The 20,134-nt window shown below is 39.3% G+C and carries 13 protein-coding genes and 2 pseudogenes; 14 read left to right on the forward strand and 1 reads right to left on the reverse strand.

The genetic code is table 11. From position 1 onward, the window contains the following. The first annotated feature begins 44 nt into the window (after positions 1–44). On the forward strand, positions 45–686 hold the full coding sequence (locus tag NSQ44_RS01080; RefSeq protein WP_094244904.1) for a LysE family transporter: 642 nt from the start codon (positions 45–47) through the stop codon (positions 684–686). 1,350 nt (positions 687–2,036) lie between these two features. Here the strand turns inward: NSQ44_RS01080 and NSQ44_RS01085 are convergent. Continuing rightward, positions 2,037–2,879: a LysR family transcriptional regulator gene (locus NSQ44_RS01085; protein ID WP_340854506.1), complete on the reverse strand. Its 843-nt coding sequence runs from the start codon at positions 2,877–2,879 to the stop codon at positions 2,037–2,039. Positions 2,880–3,277: 398 nt separating this feature from the next. Between NSQ44_RS01085 and NSQ44_RS01090 the strand changes: the two genes are divergently transcribed. The 13 genes and pseudogenes from NSQ44_RS01090 (at position 3,278) to NSQ44_RS01145 (ending at position 20,121) form a co-directional block, all read left to right on the forward strand. Beyond that, complete coding sequence (locus NSQ44_RS01090; RefSeq protein WP_063386490.1) at positions 3,278–4,363, forward strand: NAD(P)H-dependent flavin oxidoreductase; 1,086 nt, start codon at positions 3,278–3,280, stop codon at positions 4,361–4,363. An 865-nt stretch (positions 4,364–5,228) separates the two neighbouring features. Continuing rightward, a pseudogene (locus tag NSQ44_RS18910) lies at positions 5,229–5,453 on the forward strand (YbfB/YjiJ family MFS transporter); the annotation flags it as partial. 639 nt (positions 5,454–6,092) lie between these two features. Beyond that, a complete protein-coding gene (locus NSQ44_RS01095) occupies positions 6,093–7,364 on the forward strand; it encodes an FAD-binding oxidoreductase (RefSeq protein WP_327863037.1) in 1,272 nt (423 codons plus the stop codon). Positions 7,365–7,366: 2 nt separating this feature from the next. Next, the gene (locus tag NSQ44_RS01100; protein ID WP_327863014.1) at positions 7,367–8,734 is read left to right on the forward strand and encodes a (Fe-S)-binding protein; all 1,368 of its coding nucleotides are present in this window, start codon (positions 7,367–7,369) and stop codon (positions 8,732–8,734) included. Further along, a complete protein-coding gene (locus tag NSQ44_RS01105) occupies positions 8,725–10,182 on the forward strand; it encodes an FAD-binding oxidoreductase (RefSeq protein ID WP_340854508.1) in 1,458 nt (485 codons plus the stop codon). Before NSQ44_RS01100 ends, NSQ44_RS01105 begins: the two co-directional genes overlap by 10 nt. Positions 10,183–10,306: 124 nt before the next feature. Beyond that, positions 10,307–12,490, forward strand: a complete 2,184-nt coding sequence (locus NSQ44_RS01110) for a malate synthase G (RefSeq protein ID WP_340854510.1) — start codon at positions 10,307–10,309, stop codon at positions 12,488–12,490. A 271-nt stretch (positions 12,491–12,761) separates the two neighbouring features. Continuing rightward, positions 12,762–13,282: pseudogene (locus tag NSQ44_RS01115) on the forward strand (fumarylacetoacetate hydrolase family protein); the annotation flags it as partial. 160 nt (positions 13,283–13,442) lie between these two features. Next, positions 13,443–14,216 (forward strand): IclR family transcriptional regulator, encoded by a 774-nt coding sequence (locus NSQ44_RS01120; RefSeq protein ID WP_063386495.1) that lies wholly within the window; start codon positions 13,443–13,445, stop codon positions 14,214–14,216. A gap of 208 nt (positions 14,217–14,424) precedes the next feature. After that, entirely contained in the window at positions 14,425–16,212 is a 1,788-nt protein-coding gene (locus NSQ44_RS01125) for an L-lactate permease (RefSeq protein WP_340854511.1), read from the forward strand. Positions 16,213–16,620: 408 nt separating this feature from the next. After that, entirely contained in the window at positions 16,621–16,914 is a 294-nt protein-coding gene (locus tag NSQ44_RS01130) for a metal-sensing transcriptional repressor (RefSeq protein ID WP_063386497.1), read from the forward strand. Between the two features lie 17 nt (positions 16,915–16,931). Continuing rightward, positions 16,932–18,278 (forward strand): MATE family efflux transporter, encoded by a 1,347-nt coding sequence (locus tag NSQ44_RS01135; RefSeq protein ID WP_340858068.1) that lies wholly within the window; start codon positions 16,932–16,934, stop codon positions 18,276–18,278. A gap of 353 nt (positions 18,279–18,631) precedes the next feature. Further along, positions 18,632–19,402, forward strand: coding sequence for an amino acid ABC transporter substrate-binding protein (locus NSQ44_RS01140; RefSeq protein ID WP_094244936.1), 771 nt, complete (start codon positions 18,632–18,634; stop codon positions 19,400–19,402). 59 nt (positions 19,403–19,461) lie between these two features. After that, positions 19,462–20,121 carry an amino acid ABC transporter permease gene (locus NSQ44_RS01145; RefSeq protein ID WP_063386499.1) on the forward strand — a complete coding sequence of 220 codons (660 nt, stop codon included), beginning with the start codon at positions 19,462–19,464 and terminating at the stop codon, positions 20,119–20,121. The last annotated feature ends 13 nt before the right edge of the window (positions 20,122–20,134 follow it).

A 20,134-nucleotide genomic window follows, 5' to 3' on the forward strand; every position in this document is an offset into this window, starting at 1 on the left:
ATAAACAAAAAATTATTTTCAAAATAAGTTAGGAGGCTATTAAAATGGAAATATATTTGAAATACTTTTTAATGGGGTTAACGATTGCTTTACCGATAGGAACCATCACAATTGAAATGACTAAACAAGGGATTAAACATGGTTTTTTACATGGTTGGGCGGTGGGGTTAGGCGGGATGACAGTTGATTTTCTTTTAATTATTGCCATTTATTTAGGATTGGCTCCCCTATTATCGGCCCCTTTAATACAAATTCCATTATGGCTGCTAGGCGCTGTTTTTTTATTTTATTTAGCCTATGATTCGATAAAAAATGCAAATCACGATATGACAATGATTGGCGAACCAACTTATAAATCGATTGGAAAAACATATCGAAATGGTATATTTGTTGCAATCTCGCCAAGTAATTTAATTTTTTGGATATCAATTTTTGGTGTAGTGTTGACAGATTCATTTTCTCAAGCGAATACAGCTGATTTTTTTATTACTGCATTAGGAATCTTATCAGGAATATTGGTACATGACATTATACTTCTTACTATCATTTCGGTTACACGAAAAGCAATGAATAAAAAAGCAATAATGACTGTTTCGATTATTGCCGGAATTTTGTTGTTTGGTTTCGGTTGTACTTTTCTCTATAAATTTCTCATAACATTACAAGCGAACTATCCGTTTTGGTAGGTGCAAATAAATAATGACATTAGTGTAACAGGTTCGAATTGGATCGAAATTGAAAAAACTGCATCTTCAATTTTAGTCCTTCCTTCTATCACGGAACGATATTTTTATTTGAAAAATACGCTTTCCTCGTGGTAATGAAACGGTGAATCATAAAGGAATTTCAGTTTCATTCGATAAAACATCATTAACACTTGAATCTAAAAAATCGGTGATACGGCAGTAGCTCTATTTCCCATTAGCTCAAGGAAGAGCAATAGAAACACAGGAGAATCTCCTGAAGCGATGAAAGGATCAAGTTGAACAATTGAGAAAGAGTCATAAGTGTTTAACTCTTTGAGTCTCATACATTGCTTCCGGCAAAACAAACTTTAATACGATTCGCCAAGTATTTTTGGAGAAGTGCATTTTCTCCCTTAAAAAACACGTATTGATTATTCGGCTTGTTGCGTTTTGCTTGTGCAACATTAAAAAAACACGTATTGGTTATTGACAAAACAAAAATCCAAGCTATATAATATCTAGTAATCAACTAGGAATACTATGTTTCGGTTGCGTAATTTTCGGAAATACATTCAGACGTTCCGCTCCCTTTGAAATGGAATATCTCATTCATGTCGAACAGCGAATTTACAAAGCTATCTGGATTTATTTGTTTATCAATTGGGCGATTCTTTAACCTTAGAGCATACCAGCAAAAGAAGCAAAATAATCACTGATTGGAAATCTGAGCATATCTTGCATGGATACATGATAAAGTCCAATAGCAAGCTGATGAAGTGATGACAATCATTAGTCCACCAGACCACTGGAGACTTCCTTTCATTTTTAAGGGAGTCTCCTTTTTTATTTTAAGCACCTCAAGACATATTTAATCGTCCATATTCAAGGAGCATTCCTGTAATGAAGAAATTTGAGGTTTGAAACAAAAAGAGCAGAGGCAAAATTAAAGTTGTGTTGATCACACTGTAAAATATGAACAGCTGATCCAATTAATTAAAAATTCGAATTAAAAGGTTTTGCAAGGTTTGTGAATTTCATCCATCTAAAATTTTTTGCTTACTTGAATAGGCTGATAAGCTATAGATATTTAAGAGATGTTCCCTCTCCCACATGATGTGGCCTTTTTACAGCTGTGAAGAAAAACAGAAACCCCATTGATTGTGAAACACGGTCCTCGACAGTTTTTCAAATAACAATTAGCACGAAAAAAGTTATTGGATCTGACAAAAAGAAAAAATATCGAAAAATTTGAAATCGAAAGAGAAAAGGAGTCACTTAACAAAAGAAAAGAAAGCAATTTTATGAATTCAATCATTTATGATTTTCTTGAAAAAACTTGTTGCTTGATTTTTATAGAGTTAAAAGTTCAACAAATTTGTTAAAAGCTAATGTTTTGGCAAGTGACTTACGAGTGATAAACACAGTATCTACGTTTACGTAGTCCTTATCAATGGGATATGTGTATAGACTTTTTGTTAATTTTGACATAGACTCGGGAATCAAAGAAATTCCAACTCCTGCACGAACACAATTTAAAATAGCTTGTGCGGCGTCTACCTCTATGACATTTTGAATCGTTATATGATAGTCGTTCATGATTCTGGTAAACACTTCTCGATAGTAACACCCTTCTTTAAATACAACTAAAGTGCATTCCTTGTTTTTAAGAGGATTGTCAGGAGTATTGGTGATAAGTACCAGTCTTTCTTTAAAAATAACGTTTTCGATAAGATCCGGATGATTAACAGGTCCAGCAACAAATGCACCCTCTATATCATGATGTAAGACCTTATCTATTAATTCTTTTGTGGTACCGGTTTGCAATTTAATTTTTACGTTAGGATAATTAGCTGAATATTGTTTTAATATGTGGGGAAGACGTACATAGGAGGTTGTTTCCATGGAGCCTATGTTTAATTCTCCATCGGGGATTGCCAGTTTATTCATTGCTTTTTCAACTTCGCGACACAAATTTAAAATCAAATTAGCATAGTTAAGAAAGACTTTGCCGTTCGGTGTGAGAATAACCTCTTTTTTGGTTCTTATAAATAATGGAAAACCTAAACAGCTTTCTAATTTATTTAGTCTAGCCGTAACATTGGGCTGTACATATCCAAGCTCTTTTGCAGCCTTCGTAATCCCCTTATTTTTTGCTATTGCTGCAATGATTCTTAAATCTTGTAGCTCAAACATTATTTCTCCCCCATCACTCAAATTGATTCATAACAACAATTATCATTTTTTTCTATTTTACACCATCAAAATGGGGTCATAAACTATTTATAGAAGACAATTTGCGAAATATTAAAAAAATAAATTTTCATCTTTATACAAGTCAATTTCAGATGAATGTAGAGGCAGCTTGAATGAACAACATGATTTCAGTCCAATAATGTGAATTTTAGGATGGAAGGATGGGAACAAGAGAAATAAAAAAGCCGGGCAACTGATGTTTCACCAAGTTTTGGGTGATCGTTTTTCTGCTGCTGACCAAATCGTATGAATGGCATTATTAATTGAATGCCAACAGCTATGATGATTGTATTGTTAACCTATAGATTTGACGTATATAAGGCAAGGAGGAACATGGCATGTGGAATCATACAAAAATAACAGACAAACTATCAATTAAAATTCCGATTATACAAGCGGGAATGGCGGGAGGGATCACGACTCCCGAGCTTGTTGCTGCTGTATCCAATGCAGGTGGTCTAGGGATGATAGGGGCGGGTTATATGACGCCGGAAAAATTGGAGTCGGATATTCAAAAAATAAAGGAATTGACTTCAAAACCATTTGGTGTCAATCTGTTTGTTCCTGAACATCCGGCAGTCATTCAAGAAGAAATTGAAAGAGCGAATCAACTGCTGGAACCTATCCGCCAAATGTTAGGGATCGAAAAAAAGAATGATGTTCCGCAAATCAACACTTCTGTTTTTGATGAACAAATTCAAATCGTTTTAAAATATGAAGTACCCGTTTGCAGCTTCACATTTGGCATTCCTCAGAGAGAAATTATTCATCAATTAAAGAATAATGGTATTGTCACAATTGGAACAGCCACAACAGTAAAAGAAGCCATATTGAATGAAGAGGCTGGGATGGATATGATTGTCGTTCAAGGCAGTGACGCTGGGGGGCATAGGGGCAGTTTTGCAGGATCCTTTGATGATTCAATGATCGGAACAATGGCCCTTATTCCGCAAGTAGCGGATCATGTTTCAATTCCTATTATTGCAGCTGGCGGTATCATGGATGGCAGAGGAGTTTTAGCTTCTCTTGTATTGGGAGCGCAAGCGGTTCAAATGGGAACAGCCTTTCTTACCTGTATAGAAAGCGGAGCAAATGAACTCCATAAAGAAGCAATATTAAACGGTACCGAAGAACAGGCAGTAATCACTTCAGCATTCAGCGGCAAGCCAGCAAGGGGATTAAAAAATGAATTTATCATCAAAATGAAAGAGCATGAAGATGCTTTGCCAGCTTATCCGATTCAAAATATGCTCACCCAAGATATCCGGTCAGAAGCTGCAAAACAGAAAAATAAAGAGTGGATGTCGCTTTGGTGCGGGCAAAATCCTCGACTAAGCAAAAATTTGCATGCCGCCGAACTGATCGAAACAATCATCAATCAAATAGAAGAAATTATAAGTAACTTCCCATTAATAAAAGGATGACTATGAAACCGCGGCTTACTTTATGCGGCGGTATTATTGGTGCGCCCGGCATGTACATGAACTATAGGGTGTAAGTCCCGAACCCCGAAGACAGAAGTAGAGGTTAGCTCAACGAAAGGGTGTCCGTGGTGACGCGGAATCTGAAGGAAGCTGGAGGCAAAACACCGGTCCGAGGAACACGAACCTCATATAAGGCTAGGTATGATTGAGTGAGTTTGCCAAACAAAACAAAGCTCTTTCTGTCGAAGGTCATATCGAGTAAATGAGGCGGATAGATGGTGTGAAAGTGCATGTACTTACCCGGGGAGGTCTGGCGGATAGGTGAAATGCGCTTCATAACCTACTTAGTGATAAGTAGCTGAACCGTCAGAAGTCAGCAGAGGTCATAGTATTAGTTGGTTTAGAACTACTAAGAAGGACCGAACAATTAAGAGAGAATAGCCCTTGGCATTCAGTGAGTCATGATGAACACAGGAAACGTAGTACCTCACTTGAGGGAGGAAGCGGTGAATCCCGTGGGAGACCTCTTGGAGGGTGGAGTGACCACTGGCATAAAGAGAACAGCTATTCACGGAAGTTATAAAGACTTGCGTCAATTATCTTAATTGAACCGCCGTATACGGAACCGTACGTACGGTGGTGTGAGAGGACGGGAGTTAATCGCTCCCTCCTACTCGATCATTGATTATTGTAATGGGGATCAGAAGATTTGCTTATACCCCTATCCTCCCCTACTTGAATATAACTAAATCGATGGCTGGAAATTTGGCTGGAACTTTATTTGTTAGCTTTTTTAATTTGAGAAGATATGAATCAATTTATTTAAAGATATTTTTAGCTTTGAACATTTTTACGACTCTGCTCATGGGAATGGTCAGTAAATAATATATGTTGGTACCTGTTCAGGTTTTTTTCAGGCCTTAGCAGCGGTGTAGTCTTTGTCTTAGTTTCTAGTATAGTGCTTCAAGTATTGAAAAAGCATAATATGCAAATATTTAACGGTTTGTTTTATAGTGGTGTAGGGATTGGGATTTTCTTGTGTAGTATTCTAGTTCCTTTCTTCATTAGTATAAACGGGTGGAAACCATAAACAGCTGTTAAATATCCAATTAATTTGCTGCTGTTGTTCGTTGACATATATTGTACTTTTGAAACAGCTAACGTTTGAACTTCCAGGCATGCGTGTTTAAGTGTTGTTTTAAGCGCTATTCTACCCAAGAACTGGATTTCTTTTCCGAGGGCTATCATTTCGGACTATTCTGAATAATAAGATTTTCCGCTGCCGCTTGTACCATATTTCTTCCAGAAACAAAATAATTTTTGTTCAAAAGAGGCTGTTTGGAAAGGACCATAAAAAAATTCTTTTTCAATTCAGTCTCTTTTTTCGTTGATAGGATATTGGCAGGGAGAAAAAAGATAGGGGGCTATACATCAGATCATCTTGCCGTACGGCAAGTTTAATAGAATTTCATTTTTCTTATTTTTTTGTAAATTCAAAAAATTCGTTGAAAAATCTTCATAAGAGTGTTTTAATAATTGTAAACATATAACATATCAAATATGTGTAATAAGAGAAGTGTTGCAGTCGATTGAAAGAAAATGATTTAAAACGCTTGTTCTTTTGCGAATTTATAGAAACGGTGTTTCTTATTACAAAACATAGGAGGTGCTTGATTTGCTCCAAGGAGAGTTGTACACAGAATTAAAAGATGTTTTCCCCGAAAGTCAAATGGAAGTAAAGGAAAATGAAGGTCATCCACTTGGAAATGGCGGAAAAGTCGCAGTCTATCCAAAAACTGAAAACGAAATTTCACACATCTTGCAATATGCAAACAAAAATGGGAAAACCGTTTCCATTGTGGGCGGAGGAACAAAGCGGGGGTTTGGCGGTCTAATTGATTCGGCTGATATTTTGCTTTCCTTAGCAAATCTAAAAGGAATCGTCGAGCATACAGTGGGAGATATGACATTAACAGTGAAAGCAGGTACACCATTTCAAGAATTGCAGCAGTACTTAGAAGAACATAACCAAAAAATATCTCTAGATCCTGCTTGGCCGGATTATGCGACCATCGGCGGTATTATCGCCGCGAATGAAAGCGGTCCCAAACGTTTGGCATATGGATCCGCCAGAGATGCAGTCATCGGGCTTCGAGTTGTTTATCCAAATGGCAAGGTCATCCGAACAGGCGGAAAGGTCGTGAAAAATGTCGCCGGATATGATATGAACAAACTTTTTGTCGGTTCCATGGGCACTTTGGGGGTTTTGACGGAAATCACTTTAAAACTCCGTCCTTTGCCAAAATATGAAAGCAATGTTCTTTTATCATTTACAGAAGGAGATTTTACTGAAATGCGATCATTTGCCGCGGCGTTTTTAGATTCGCAGATGGAACCTGTCTCACTGGAGCTGATAAGTCCGTCTTTGGCTGAAAAGCTAACGGGTGAAAAATTTTATACATTGGCCATTAGTTTTGAAGATAATGAAAGTTCGGTTCATTACCAAGAATCTTTTCTAAAAAGCATTCAGCCTCCTAAAACGAAAATGACCATTCTTGCTCAAGAGAAAGCGCGCAAGTTTTGGCAATCTTTTTATACAATCAGCCCGAATGGCAGGGTGTCTAATCAGACAGGGGAGACTGAAGCAGTATTGAAAATCGGAGTTGTCAATTTAGATGTCCTAAAAGTTATTAGGGAAAGCCATTTATTACAGGATACGCACAATTTGCTTATCGAAGCCCACGGTGGATTAGGCCACGGATTGTGTCAAATCATTTTAAGAGGCGGCAGCGAAAACGTCATTTCAGCAATTCAGCATTTAAGGAATTTTGTCAAAGAGCTCAATGGGTATGCAGTCATTAAACATTTGCCGTTTATTTTACGCCAGAAAATAGAGGTTTGGGGGGAAAATCCGCCATATTTCTTTCTTTTCAAAGGAATCAAAACAAAGATTGATCCGAACAACATTCTCAATCCGAAGCGATTTGTGGGAGGGATTTAAATATGGGATTAAATGAAAGTGATCTTATCAAAGAACCAGCCTGTCAAACCAACAGCTTCAGCAATTACCTTTGGAGTGATCCACCTGATGAAAACAAATGGGCGGATTGTGTCCATTGCGGTATGTGTTTAGAATCGTGCCCAACTTATGAGATCACGGGTCAGGAACAGCATTCTCCCCGCGGACGCGTCCATTTGATTAAATCAGTCGCAGAAGGAAAGCTTGAAGTGAACGAACATTTTATGGATCCTGTCTTTGCTTGTCTTGATTGCCGCGCTTGTACTACCGCTTGTCCTGCGGACGTCGATGTAGGGGGATTGATAGAAGAAGCGCGCGGTCAAATTCGCCAAGCCATGCCGTTAAAAGGCTGGAAAAAGGCGGTCAGCCATCTGTTTTTGCATAGTTTGTTTCCGCACCACAATCGCTTGTACACGTTAGGAAATGTGTTGAAATTGTATCAAAAAAGCGGCATGCAAACGTTTGTCCGTAAAACAGGGCTGATCAATATCATACCGCAGCACTTAGCCGAAATGGAAGCGATCATGCCGGAAGTGAAAAAGCCTGTGCGGAAAAAGTACAAACATGAAAAAGTCATTAAAGCAAAAGGAGAAACGAAGAGAACGGTTGCGTTTTTAACTGGCTGCGTAATGGATGTCATGTTCAGCGAAATTAATGAAGCAACAATTAACGTGTTAACTCGAAATGGAAATGACGTTATGATTCCGCAAAATCAAACTTGCTGCGGGGCTCTTCATGTTCATGCAGGCGACCGGGAAATGGGGAGAAAATTAGCGAAACAAAATATTGAAGCATTCCAACATGCTGAAAAAGTAATTGTAAATTCTGCCGGTTGCGGATGTATGTTAAAAGAATATCCGGAGCTGTTCCGTGAAGACCCCGTTTGGCGCCAAAAAGCTGAAACATTTTCAAAAAAGGTGGAAGACATTTCAAAATACCTTTATGACACTGGTTATAAAAGGCCCATCGCCGAAATCAAGGCTCGTGTTGTCTATCATGATGCATGCCATTTAGCTCATGGGCAGGGCATTCGTGACGAACCTCGCAGCCTTCTTCTTGATATACCTGGGGTCGAAATGGTTGAAATGGCGAATGCCGACCGATGCTGCGGCAGTGCTGGCATTTACAATATAACAAATCCGGAGATGGCTAAAGAAGTGCTTGATAGCAAAATGAAGAATGTCCCTAAAGAAGCAGAAATGATTGTAATGGGAAACCCCGGCTGTATGCTGCAGATGGCGATGGGTGTTCAAAAAAACGGAAGAAATCAAAAAATTGTTCATACCGTACAGCTGCTGGATTGGGCGTACCAAAAAGAAGATCGGCTAAAGGAGGGAGAGGAATGTCTCTAAAAGGGATAAGAACAAATGACAAACATATAAAAAACCTTGCAAACATTGTTGAAGGAAACCGTTCCATCTTGTATAAAAAAGAAGATTTATTAGCTTATGATTGCGATGGCTTTACCATTCATCGTCGTTTGCCGAGGGCAGTCGTTTTCCCGAATAATACAGAAGAAGTCGCAAAAATTGTGAAATATTGCCACGAACATGATTTGCCGTTCCTTGCCCGCGGCGCCGGAACTGGTCTCAGCGGCGGGGCGATCCCGTTGAATGGGGAAGTAATCATTAGTCTTGTAAAAATGAAACGCCTTATAAGTGTTGATTTTGAAAACAGGCGTGCAGTAGTGGAACCTGGATTTGTCAACTTAAAACTGACGAACTCCATTTCGGACAAAGGATATTATTATGCGCCTGATCCATCAAGCCAATATTGCTGCACCATCGGCGGAAATGTCGGTGAAAATGCGGGCGGTGCACACTGTCTAAAATATGGTGTGACGACAAATCACATTTTAGGGCTTGAAGTGGTATTGCCAAATGGCGAAGTCATTGAAATAGGCAAGGATGGAATACCTGATGCACCGGGCTATGATTTATTAGGACTTTTAACAGGATCAGAAGGAACTTTAGGAATTGTGACGAAAATAACGGTTCGTATTTTAAAAAACCCGGAAGCAAAGCAAACGGTGCTCGCTTATTTTGACAGTGTTGCGGATGGCAGTCAAGCCGTATCGGACATTATTTCTGCCGGAATTGTACCAGCAGCCCTTGAAATGATGGATCAAATAGCAATAGAAGCGGTTGAAGCGGCAGCGTTTCCTGTCGGCCATCCAAAAGACATTGAAGCGCTTTTGCTCATTGAAGTGGATGGAATATCCGCAGGTATAGACGAGCAAATCCATCAAATTTTAGAAGTTTGCAAGAGAAATCATGTTCGAGAAGTAAAAGTGGCACAAAGTGAAGAGGAAAGAGCTAGATGGTGGGCAAACCGCAAAACTGGATTTGGCGCAATGGGGGCGATCTCTCCTGATTATTTAGTTCAGGATGGTGTGATTCCCCGCAGCAAATTACCCGAAGTGTTAAACAGAATTCACGAAATCAGTCGAGAGTATGGTCTGCGCATCGCAAATATCTTTCATGCTGGCGATGGCAATCTGCACCCGCTTGTACTTTTTGATGCCAGAAAACCGGGCGAAACAGAAAAGGCTTTAAAAGCTGGCAGCGCCTGTTTGCAAGCATGTGCAGATGTCGGCGGATCGATTACAGGTGAACATGGAGTAGGGATCGAGAAAAGAGAAGAGATGCGCTTCATTTTTAGCGACGAAGAAATAGCGGCGCAAACGGATATTCGGGAAGTATTTAATCCGAAAAATTTATTAAATGCCGGGAAGCTCTTCCCAACTCCGGGACGTTGTTTGGAAGTGAAAAAAGAGGGGAAATCTGTTACAGCATCATAAAAAAGAATTTTAAGAAAATTATTGAAATGATTCCATCATCATGTTATCCTTTTTTAAACAATTACGAAACAGTGTTTCGTAATAACAAACAACAATTATAACATTTAAAGGAGGAATTGTGCCCATGAAAACAAACTATGTAAAAGTCGGCAATTTGCAAGTAGCTGAAAATTTGTATGATTTTATCAACAATGAAGCATTGCCGGGAAGTGGTGTGGAAAAAGATGAATTCTGGCTTCAGTTTGAGAACCTTGTTTATGAACTGACACCTATTAATAAAAATTTGCTTAAGCGTCGTGATGAAATCCAGCAAAAAATCAACGAATGGCACAAAAAACATCGCAACAAATTCAACTTTGAAGCCTATAAATCATTTTTGCAGGAAATCGGCTATTTAGAACAAGAAGTGGAAGACTTTAAGATTACAACAGAAAATGTCGATGACGAAATTGCTCTACAAGCCGGGCCGCAGTTAGTAGTGCCGATTAATAACGCACGGTACGCTCTCAACGCCGCCAATGCCCGATGGGGAAGCCTTTATGACGCTCTTTATGGAACAGATGTCATCAGCGAAGAAGATGGGGCTGAACGAAAAGGAGAGTATAATCCGATTCGCGGGGAAAAAGTCATTGCCTTTTCGAAAAACTTCCTTGATGAAGTAGTGCCGTTGCAAGAACATTTCCACCGAGACGCTGTTCAATACGCAGTTGAAGACGGGAATTTGGTTGTCACTTTAATGAATGGCAAGACAACCGCTCTTAAAGAAAGAGAAAAGTTCGTAGGCTACAGAGGAGAGTCGGATAAACCATCTGCCATTTTATTGAAGAACAACGGTCTTCATATTGAAATCCAGATCGATCGAAGCCATCCAATTGGAAAAAATGACGATGCGGGAATTAAAGATATTCTATTGGAAGCGGCTGTTACAACGATTATGGATTGCGAAGATTCTGTGGCGGCAGTGGATGCGGAAGACAAAGTGCTTGTTTATCGCAATTGGCTTGGCCTCATAAAAGGAGATTTGACAGCTACTTTTACAAAAAACGATAAAACGATTACACGTACGCTTAATGCTGACAGAACATACACATCCAAAACAGGAGAAAAGTTCACTCTCCCAGGTCGTTCACTTATGCTCATTCGTAACGTTGGGCATTTGATGACAAATAGTGCAGTGCTCATTGGAGAGGGAGAAGAGATCCCAGAAGGAATATTGGATACGGTTGTAACAAGTTTGATTGCTAAACATTCCCTTTTAGGAAATGGCAAATTTGAAAACTCCAGGAAAGGTTCGATCTACATTGTAAAACCTAAAATGCACGGGTCTGAGGAAGTGGCGTTTGTCAACTTGCTATTTAACTGCGTCGAAGATTTGCTGGGATTAAAACGGAATACGCTGAAAATTGGTGTGATGGATGAGGAACGGCGCACAACTTTGAATTTGAAAGCTTGTATTCGGGAAGTAAAAGATCGTGTTGTATTTATTAACACAGGGTTTTTGGACCGAACTGGCGATGAAATCCATACATCAATGGAAGCAGGTCCGATGATTCGGAAAAATGATATGAAAACATCTCAATGGCTGCAAGCCTATGAACGCTCAAACGTCTATATCGGTTTACAAAGCGGCTTCCAAGGCCGTGCGCAAATTGGAAAAGGCATGTGGGCAATGCCGGACATGATGGCGGAAATGCTCAAGCAAAAGATTGGCCATCTAAAAGCAGGCGGCAATACTGCGTGGGTGCCATCACCAACAGCGGCTACATTGCATGCTCTCCATTATCACCAAGTAAATGTAACAGATGTCCAAAACAAATTGGCTGAAACGATTGAAGATCTCCGTGATGAAATTTTACAAATTCCGGTTGCAGAAAACCCGAATTGGACCCCTGAAGAAATACAAGAAGAGTTAGATAATAATGCACAAGGAATTTTAGGATATGTTGTTCGTTGGGTGGAGTTAGGAATCGGCTGTTCAAAAGTTCCGGATATTAATAATATTGCTTTGATGGAAGACCGGGCAACGTTGCGGATTTCAAGCCAGCATATCGCAAACTGGCTGCATCACGGCATTGTTACGAAAGAACAAGTTCTTGAAACACTTAAGCGGATGGCGAAAATAGTCGACAAGCAAAATGAAAATGAACCTGGCTACCGCCCGATGTCAAAAGATTATGACCGTTCCGTCGCATTTCAAGCTGCGTGTGACCTCGTATTTAAAGGTTATGATCAACCTAACGGCTACACAGAACCGATTTTGCATCGCCGCCGTCTTGAAGCAAAAGCAAAATATGCTGTAAAACAATAACTTCTCATCATGAAGGTGCTGTCCAGAAAGTCAAATCGCCATTGAAAACAACACCGATATATCAATGTTTCTAAAACATTAATGGGGGCGTCAAAAAGCCGTAAAAACGACTTATCAGACACCCCCTTCTATTTAAAAGCTACATCTTCCATGCACAAAAACCGATCAAAATCTTTAGTTGCGCGGCTTTGGTTATGAATGAAAAGTTTTATTATGAATGAGTTGAATGTATGAAAAACCTTCGGGAAAAGGCGCTGGAAGTTCATAAAAATCCGTTATTTGTCCTGAAGAACAGATTGTTATTCCAGAGGGAATAGACAGGGTAAAGTTTGAATCTAAGCTGGCAATGTAATCGGTAAACAAACGAAAATGGTGCCGGAATCAGAAGCATTGAATTATGTATTTGGGTACACGGTGGGCAACGACGTGACGGCGCCGCAGTTTTTCCATGAAGATGGCCATTGGACAATCGGTAAATCGTTTGACACATTTACCCCCCTTGGCCCTGTCATTGAAACAGAACTTGATACATTTTGCATTCATGTTGAAGCAAAGTTGAACGGTGTTAAAAAACAAGATAGTTCAACGGAATTGATGATTATTTCCATTCGGAAAATGATTTCCTATTTATCATCTGTCATGACACTTAAACCCGGTGATGTCCTTTTAACAGGAAGTCCGGTTGGAGCCGATTTTGTTCAAGCAGGAGATGTAATTGAATGCGAAATGAAAGGAATCGGCACATTAAAAAATACCGTTGTTGCTGCAAAAAAGCGTGTTAACACGTTATGAAGGAAACAATCTTAGTATTCAAATGATAAAGTGAATAATGGAACAGAAAGAACTTGGCAGTTTTTGTTCTTCCTGTCATAATATAAGGGAATCAAGAAAATTTATATGGCGGAATTTGCACTCTAGCAAATTCCGCCAAGATTTTAGAAGGTGAACGGCTGTGGAAAGAGACAATATGGTCAAGTCTGTAAGCAGGGCGTTGGACATTATTCAACTTGTCAGCTTAAAAAAAGAAGGTTTAGGCGTCACAGAGATTGCCAATCAGATAGATATCAACAAAAGCTCCGTGTATCGAATCTTATCTACACTTGCCCGGTACGGCTATATTGAACAAGATTCCGAAACAGGAAGATATAAACTGGGGTATAAATTTTTGGAAATCAGTTCGAAGCTATTAGAATCGATTGATCTTCGCAAAGAAGCAAAACCTTTCCTGCAAAAATTAGAAAATGAGACGAACGAAGTCATCCATCTGGTTGTTTATGACCAAGGGGAAGTCGTTTATATTGAAAAATTGGAAGGAAATGAAACGCTGCGCATGCATTCAAAAGTCGGAAAACGTGCCCCAATGCATTGCACCTCTGTAGGAAAGGCCATTCTCGCCAATTTGCCGTCAAGTGTCGTTTTAGACATCCTTGACAGAAAAGGGTTGCCGATGCATACGAAAAATACGATTACGAATAAGGATGCATTTTTGAAAGAGCTCATTCGAGTAAAACAACAAGGATATGCACTAGATTTAGAAGAAAACGAATATGGGATTCGTTGTATTGCTGCCCCAATTTTTGATCATTTGGGGAAGGTCATTGCTGCCGTGAGCGTATCAGGACCAACCATTCGAATGACAGATGAGAGGCTCAAACAACTTCAGCCGCGGATGATTGAAATAGGAAAGCAAATTTCTGCTCGGCTTGGTTTTGTTGAATATGCTTGAGTAATACCTTCGCCTTATTTGAATTGGATTTCGCTCCAACTTTTCAAATAGGGCAAGGGTTTTATTATTACATAACTAAGGAATTAGTTAATGATAAAAAATTCAGAAAATATTGATAATTAAAAAAATAAAAGGTATAATGAGTGTACAATGATTTTCCATTCATGTGGGTGAATTACATTTTGAATAAGGGAGGGGAAAATCTCTTGTGAGTACTGGATTGTTGGCTTTTTTATCGCTTCTTCCAATTTTAATCGTCGGAATTTTCTTGGTTGGGTTACGGTGGTCAGCTAGCAAAGCGATGCCGATTTCATATGTTGTGGCCGTCATACTTGCGCTCTTTGTTTGGAAAGTATCAGCAGCCAATGTAATAGCTGCCTCCATAAATGGTTTGGTTGTAGCTGCTACACTATTGTACATCATTTTTGGCGCCATTTTGCTTTTAAATACTTTGCAAGAAAGTGGGGGAATTAAAACAATCCGGCAAGGGTTCACCGATATTTCTCCAGACCGGCGCATTCAAGTAATTATTGTCGCATGGTTATTTGGTTCGTTTATTGAAGGATCCGCAGGCTTTGGTACGCCAGCTGCGGTTGCTGTTCCATTATTAGTAGGATTAGGATTCCCAGCGATGGCAGCCGTTGTGGCGGGCATGGTCATTCAAAGCACACCCGTTTCATTCGGTGCTGTCGGCACACCGATTCTTGTCGGCGTACAATCAGGATTATCCGCTGATGCAACGATTACTGATAACTTGCTGTCGTTGGTCACTTCGATTGGAGCGAAAGTTGCTATTCTTCATATGATAACGGGCACTCTTGTTCCATTATTTGTTGTAGCCCTAATGACCAAATTTTTTGGAAAAAACAAGTCGTTTTCTGAAGGAATTAAAGTTTGGAAATTTGCCTTGTTTGCGGCTTTTACAATGACGATACCATATCTCATCGTTGCCAATGTCCTTGGCCCTGAATTTCCTTCCATGGTTGGCGGCTTGGTCGGATTAGCAATCGTTATTGCCGCTACGAAAAAAGGTTTTTTAATGCCATCTCAAGAAGAAGTATGGGATTTTGAAGAAAAGTCTAAATGGGATCCGGATTGGATAGGAAAAATTGAGATTAAAGATATCGCACACAAGAACGGCAAGATGAGCATGATTCGCGCTTGGACTCCGTATATTTTAGTTGGCTTGTTTTTAGTGGCGACCAGGTTGAAATCGCTTCCAATCGGCGGGTGGCTGCAAGCGTGGACGATTGAGATTCGGAATATGTTTGGAACAAATATTACGGCTAGCTTTCAACCGCTTTATTCACCAGGAACAATTTTTATTGTTGTGTCACTGATTACCTTTTTTATTCACGGAATGAATGGAAGCGCATACAAACGTGCTTGGATGCATTCAGGGAAAACGATGATCTCAGCTTCAACCGCGCTAATTTTTACCGTTCCAATGGTTCAAGTGTTTTTAAATTCAGGCGGCGGTGCTGCAGGTTATGATCAAATGCCAATTGAATTGGCGAACGGAGTAGCAGCGCTGGCGGGCAATTATTGGCCCTTTTTCTCCACATTTATTGGTGGACTGGGCGCTTTTATAGCTGGCAGCAACACGGTCAGTAATATGATGTTTTCTTTATTTCAATATAATGTAGGTTCCCAAATTGGTGTTGATCCCACTTGGATTGTTGCCCTTCAGGCGGTAGGTGGTGCGGCTGGGAATATGATTTGTGTACACAATGTCGTCGCTGCTTCGGCAGTAGTCGGGTTGGTAGGAAAAGAAGGAGCAGTTATTAGAAAAACATTGCTCCCATTTACGTATTATGCTTTAATGGCCGGTTCGATTGGATACTCGATTGCATGGTACTCCGAAAAGGGAATATTTAATCTCGGTTCCTTGATTGCAGTCTTGATCGCAGTTGCCGCCGTTTACATCATTGCAACAAATAAAAAACGGGCAACATGGCCCGCTCATAATAAGTCATCATTTGGCGCAAAACAATAATCCTAACAAAAAGAATGGATATAATAATTTTTTAAGAAAAAGTAAAGGCTGTCTTAAAATATTTGCTCCCCTTCACTAGGGGAGTTTTTCTATGTCAAAAAAAACATACTATTCTTAGTATGTTTTGTGAAGAGTGATCATAGGACTTGTATACTTTACAAAGTTGCTCTCACAATATCGCCCTATATTAAAATCCAGCTTTTTTTATGCAGATATAAGATGTGCTTGGTTGCACGTAAATATCAACGAAGTTTACATCAATAAGAAACCCCTTGGAGCCTAAAGGGGTTTTTGTGACTATTATGTTAACTATGATTGAACAGCATATTTATATTTTGAAAAGGTGAAAAAATTTAAAGTGACATATCCCCCCTGGGGGGATATTATTATAATAAGGAGGAATGAAATATGTGTCAAAACCACCATCATCAAAATCATGAACATAAATATCGCAAGCAGGTCATTAATCGATTAGCGCGAATTGAGGGACATGTTCGTTCCATTAAAGAAATGGCGATAGAAGGAAGAGACTGTCCTGAAATTCTTCTGCAAATTGCGGCTGTAAGGAAAGCGTTAGATAATGCAGCAAAAGTAATTTTTGTTGATCATATGGAGAATTGTCTAGTAAATGCTGTTCATCAAGGAAATGAGGAACAAGTATTAAACGATTTAAAAAAAGCATTAGAGAATTTCATTCGATAAGGGGATTAAATTTTTTGATGATTCCAGAGGGTATCAGTCAGGAGCGATCAACAAAACAAAAAATAAAGATCATCCTAGCATTAGCTGTTCCTGCCATGATCGAAAATATTTTGCAAACAGTGGTAGGATTTGTAGACACACTTTTTGTATCAAAATTAGGATTAAACGAAGTCACAGCAGTAGGCGTGGCAAATGCTGTTCTAGCCGTATATATCGCCATTTTCATGGCAGTTGGAGTAGGGGCTTCTTCTTTGATCGCACGTCATGTCGGTGCTGGTAATATTGGCCAAGCAAAAGCCGTTGCTAAGCAGTCAACCATTCTTTCTTTTTTTATAGGTTTATTTTTTGGTTTTATCACCTTATTTTTCACAGAACCTTTACTTCGTCTTATGGGAGCAGAAGCAAGCGTTTTAGTAGACGCCTCTGTTTATTTTCGGATTGTAGCTGTCCCGTCTGTTTTTATTTCTTTAATGTTTATCTTTGGAAGTATTTTACGAGCTGCTGGCGATACAAAAACACCGATGAAAGTAAGCTGGTGGATTAATATCATCCATATCGTTTTGGACTACTTTTTCATTTTTGGTTTATTGGGATTTCACGGGTTGGGCTTAGCAGGAGCAGCCTGGGCGACAGTCATTGTAAGAGTGCTGGGAGCCATCGCTCTTTATTATTACATTCAAAAATCGTCTATACCATTTTCTTTATTTCAGAAATCTTCTTTGGATATAAAGAAATTCACATTGCCTATTTTGAGGCTGTCTGCTCCTGCAGCAATTGAACGCTTAATTATGCGTTTAGGGCAAGTGCTTTACTTTGGATTAATTGTTCGAATTGGAACGGAAACGTATGCAGCTCATACAATTGCCGGGAATATCGAAACATTTTCCTATATGCTAGGATATGGCTTAGCTGCGGCAGCATCAACACTTGTAGGGCAGCATATTGGGGCAAAGCTTGAAAAAGAGGCTTATACATATGGGATGCTGACGACTTATATCGCCATGTTATTTATGTCTATAATAGGTGTTCTGTTGTTTTTCCTTTCTCCTTGGCTTGCTACTTGGTTTACAACAGATAAACAGGCTATTGAGATGGTTACTACGGCATTAAGAATTGATGCTTTTGCCCAACCAGCATTAGCTATGGGATTGGTGTTGACTGGAGCTTTACAAGGAGCAGGAGATACAAAAAGCCCCATGTACAGTACAGCGGTCGGCATGTGGGTCATTCGTATTGTAGGTGTATATGTATTGGGCATCCAATTAAATTTAGGAATAGCAGGAGTATGGCTATCCATTGTAATCGATCAAGTCATTCGAGCCCTGTTTTTATGGTGGAGATTTAAAAAGCAAATCAAACATTGAACATACAATTATATGTATAGAAAACTATAATTCTCAAATACTTTAGTATGCTAATGAACTAAAAATATCCATTGACATTCATTTTTATGTTGTGTTATTTTTATTTTATGTTAATTTATTACTCTAATATATTATCGAATTAAAGTACACTCGCAGATATCTTCATAGATGAGTTATTATAGCAATTATTGCTATGCTTTTTTGAGCTCATTTGATGCAAATGTCGTCTGAACTATTGCAGATGCATTTACGGATGGTTTAATTGTGACTAGTAGCGGGGGACATTTAAATTTTTTGGACATGCAATAGGTTAAAAACAAAATGAAAATAAGTTAAAGGTGGTTATCTATAGTATGAAACGATTAGCAACGATTATTCTAACTATGGCAGCGTTATTCTCGCTCCTGATAGGATGCTCCAAATCGGAGGAAAAAGACAAAACGCTAGTAATTGGAATAGATGATAAATTTGCACCTATGGGGTTCCGGGATGAGAATAATGAAATTGTAGGGTTTGACATTGACTACGCCAAGGCAGCTGCCGAAAAAATGGGAACAAAGGTAAAATTTCAGCCGATCGATTGGAAAACAAAAGAATCTGAATTAAGCAGCGGACGGATCGATCTCATTTGGAACGGGTACACCATTACGGAGGAGCGCAAAAAGAAGGTTCTTTTTACAAAGCCTTATATGAAAAATGCACAAGTTGTGGTTACCCTTGCTGATTCAAACATTTCTAAACTTGATGATCTAGAAGGCAAAGTGGTTGGTCTTCAATCTCTGTCTTCTGCAGCCGATGCGTTGGATAAAAATCCGATTAAATCGAAAATCAAGACGGTTACGGAGTATGCCGACAATGTTCTGGCATTGAAGGATCTAAAGCTAAAACGTGTTGATGCAGTAGTGATTGATGAAGTTGTCATTAAATATTACATGTCGAAAGAAAAAGATACTTATAAACTGCTCGATGAATCCCTTGCACAAGAAGAATATGGAATTGGTGTTAAAAAGGGTAATGAGGAACTGCTGAATAAACTGCAAAAAGCTCTCGATGAGCTGAATGAGGACGGCACTGCCGCCGAAATCTCGCAAAAGTGGTTTGGTGAAAATAAGGTATTAAAGTAAAATAGACCGAACTTGGATTTCCTTGAGAAACCCTGTTTTGCTTTTGGAGGAATTCTTTCATGTCCGTAGATTATTTCAACTCAATCATTAAGCCGATGCTGCTAGGGGCACAGATGACGGTTCTCTTGTTTTTGATCGTCATTGTGTTGTCAATTCCGCTCGGCTTTATACTAACACTTGCTGTAAGAAGCAGGTTCAAGCCTTTATCGTGGCTTACACAGATTTATATATATGTGATGCGGGGCACCCCATTGCTGCTTCAGCTGCTTTTTATATGTTTTGGACTGCCGATGATCCCTGTGATCGGAGATTATTTGGTATTAGACCGCTTTGTCGCAGCTTGTTTGGGCTTTATATTGAACTATGCTGCATATTTTGCCGAGATCTTCCGCGGCGGTTTGCTGGCTATTGATAAAGGTCAGTATGAGGCATCACAAGTCCTAGGCTTGAATAAATGGCAGACGATGACGCGAATCATACTTCCACAAATGTTCCGTATCGCACTTCCAGCAGTCGCTAACGAATCGGTTACACTAGTTAAGGATACCGCACTGCTCTATGCTGTTGCCGTACCAGAATTATTACACTATGCACAGACTGCTGTGAACCGTGATTTTACAATCGTGCCTTTCTTCATTGCAGGCATTATTTATCTGATCATGACGCTCTTATTAACTGTTCTCTTTAAGTGGCTCGAACGACGGTTCAAATTTGATTAAAAAGGAGTAGTGA

This window comes from Aeribacillus sp. FSL M8-0254, from assembly GCF_038008845.1.
Taxonomy (GTDB): Bacteria; Bacillota; Bacilli; order Bacillales; family Aeribacillaceae; genus Aeribacillus; species Aeribacillus composti.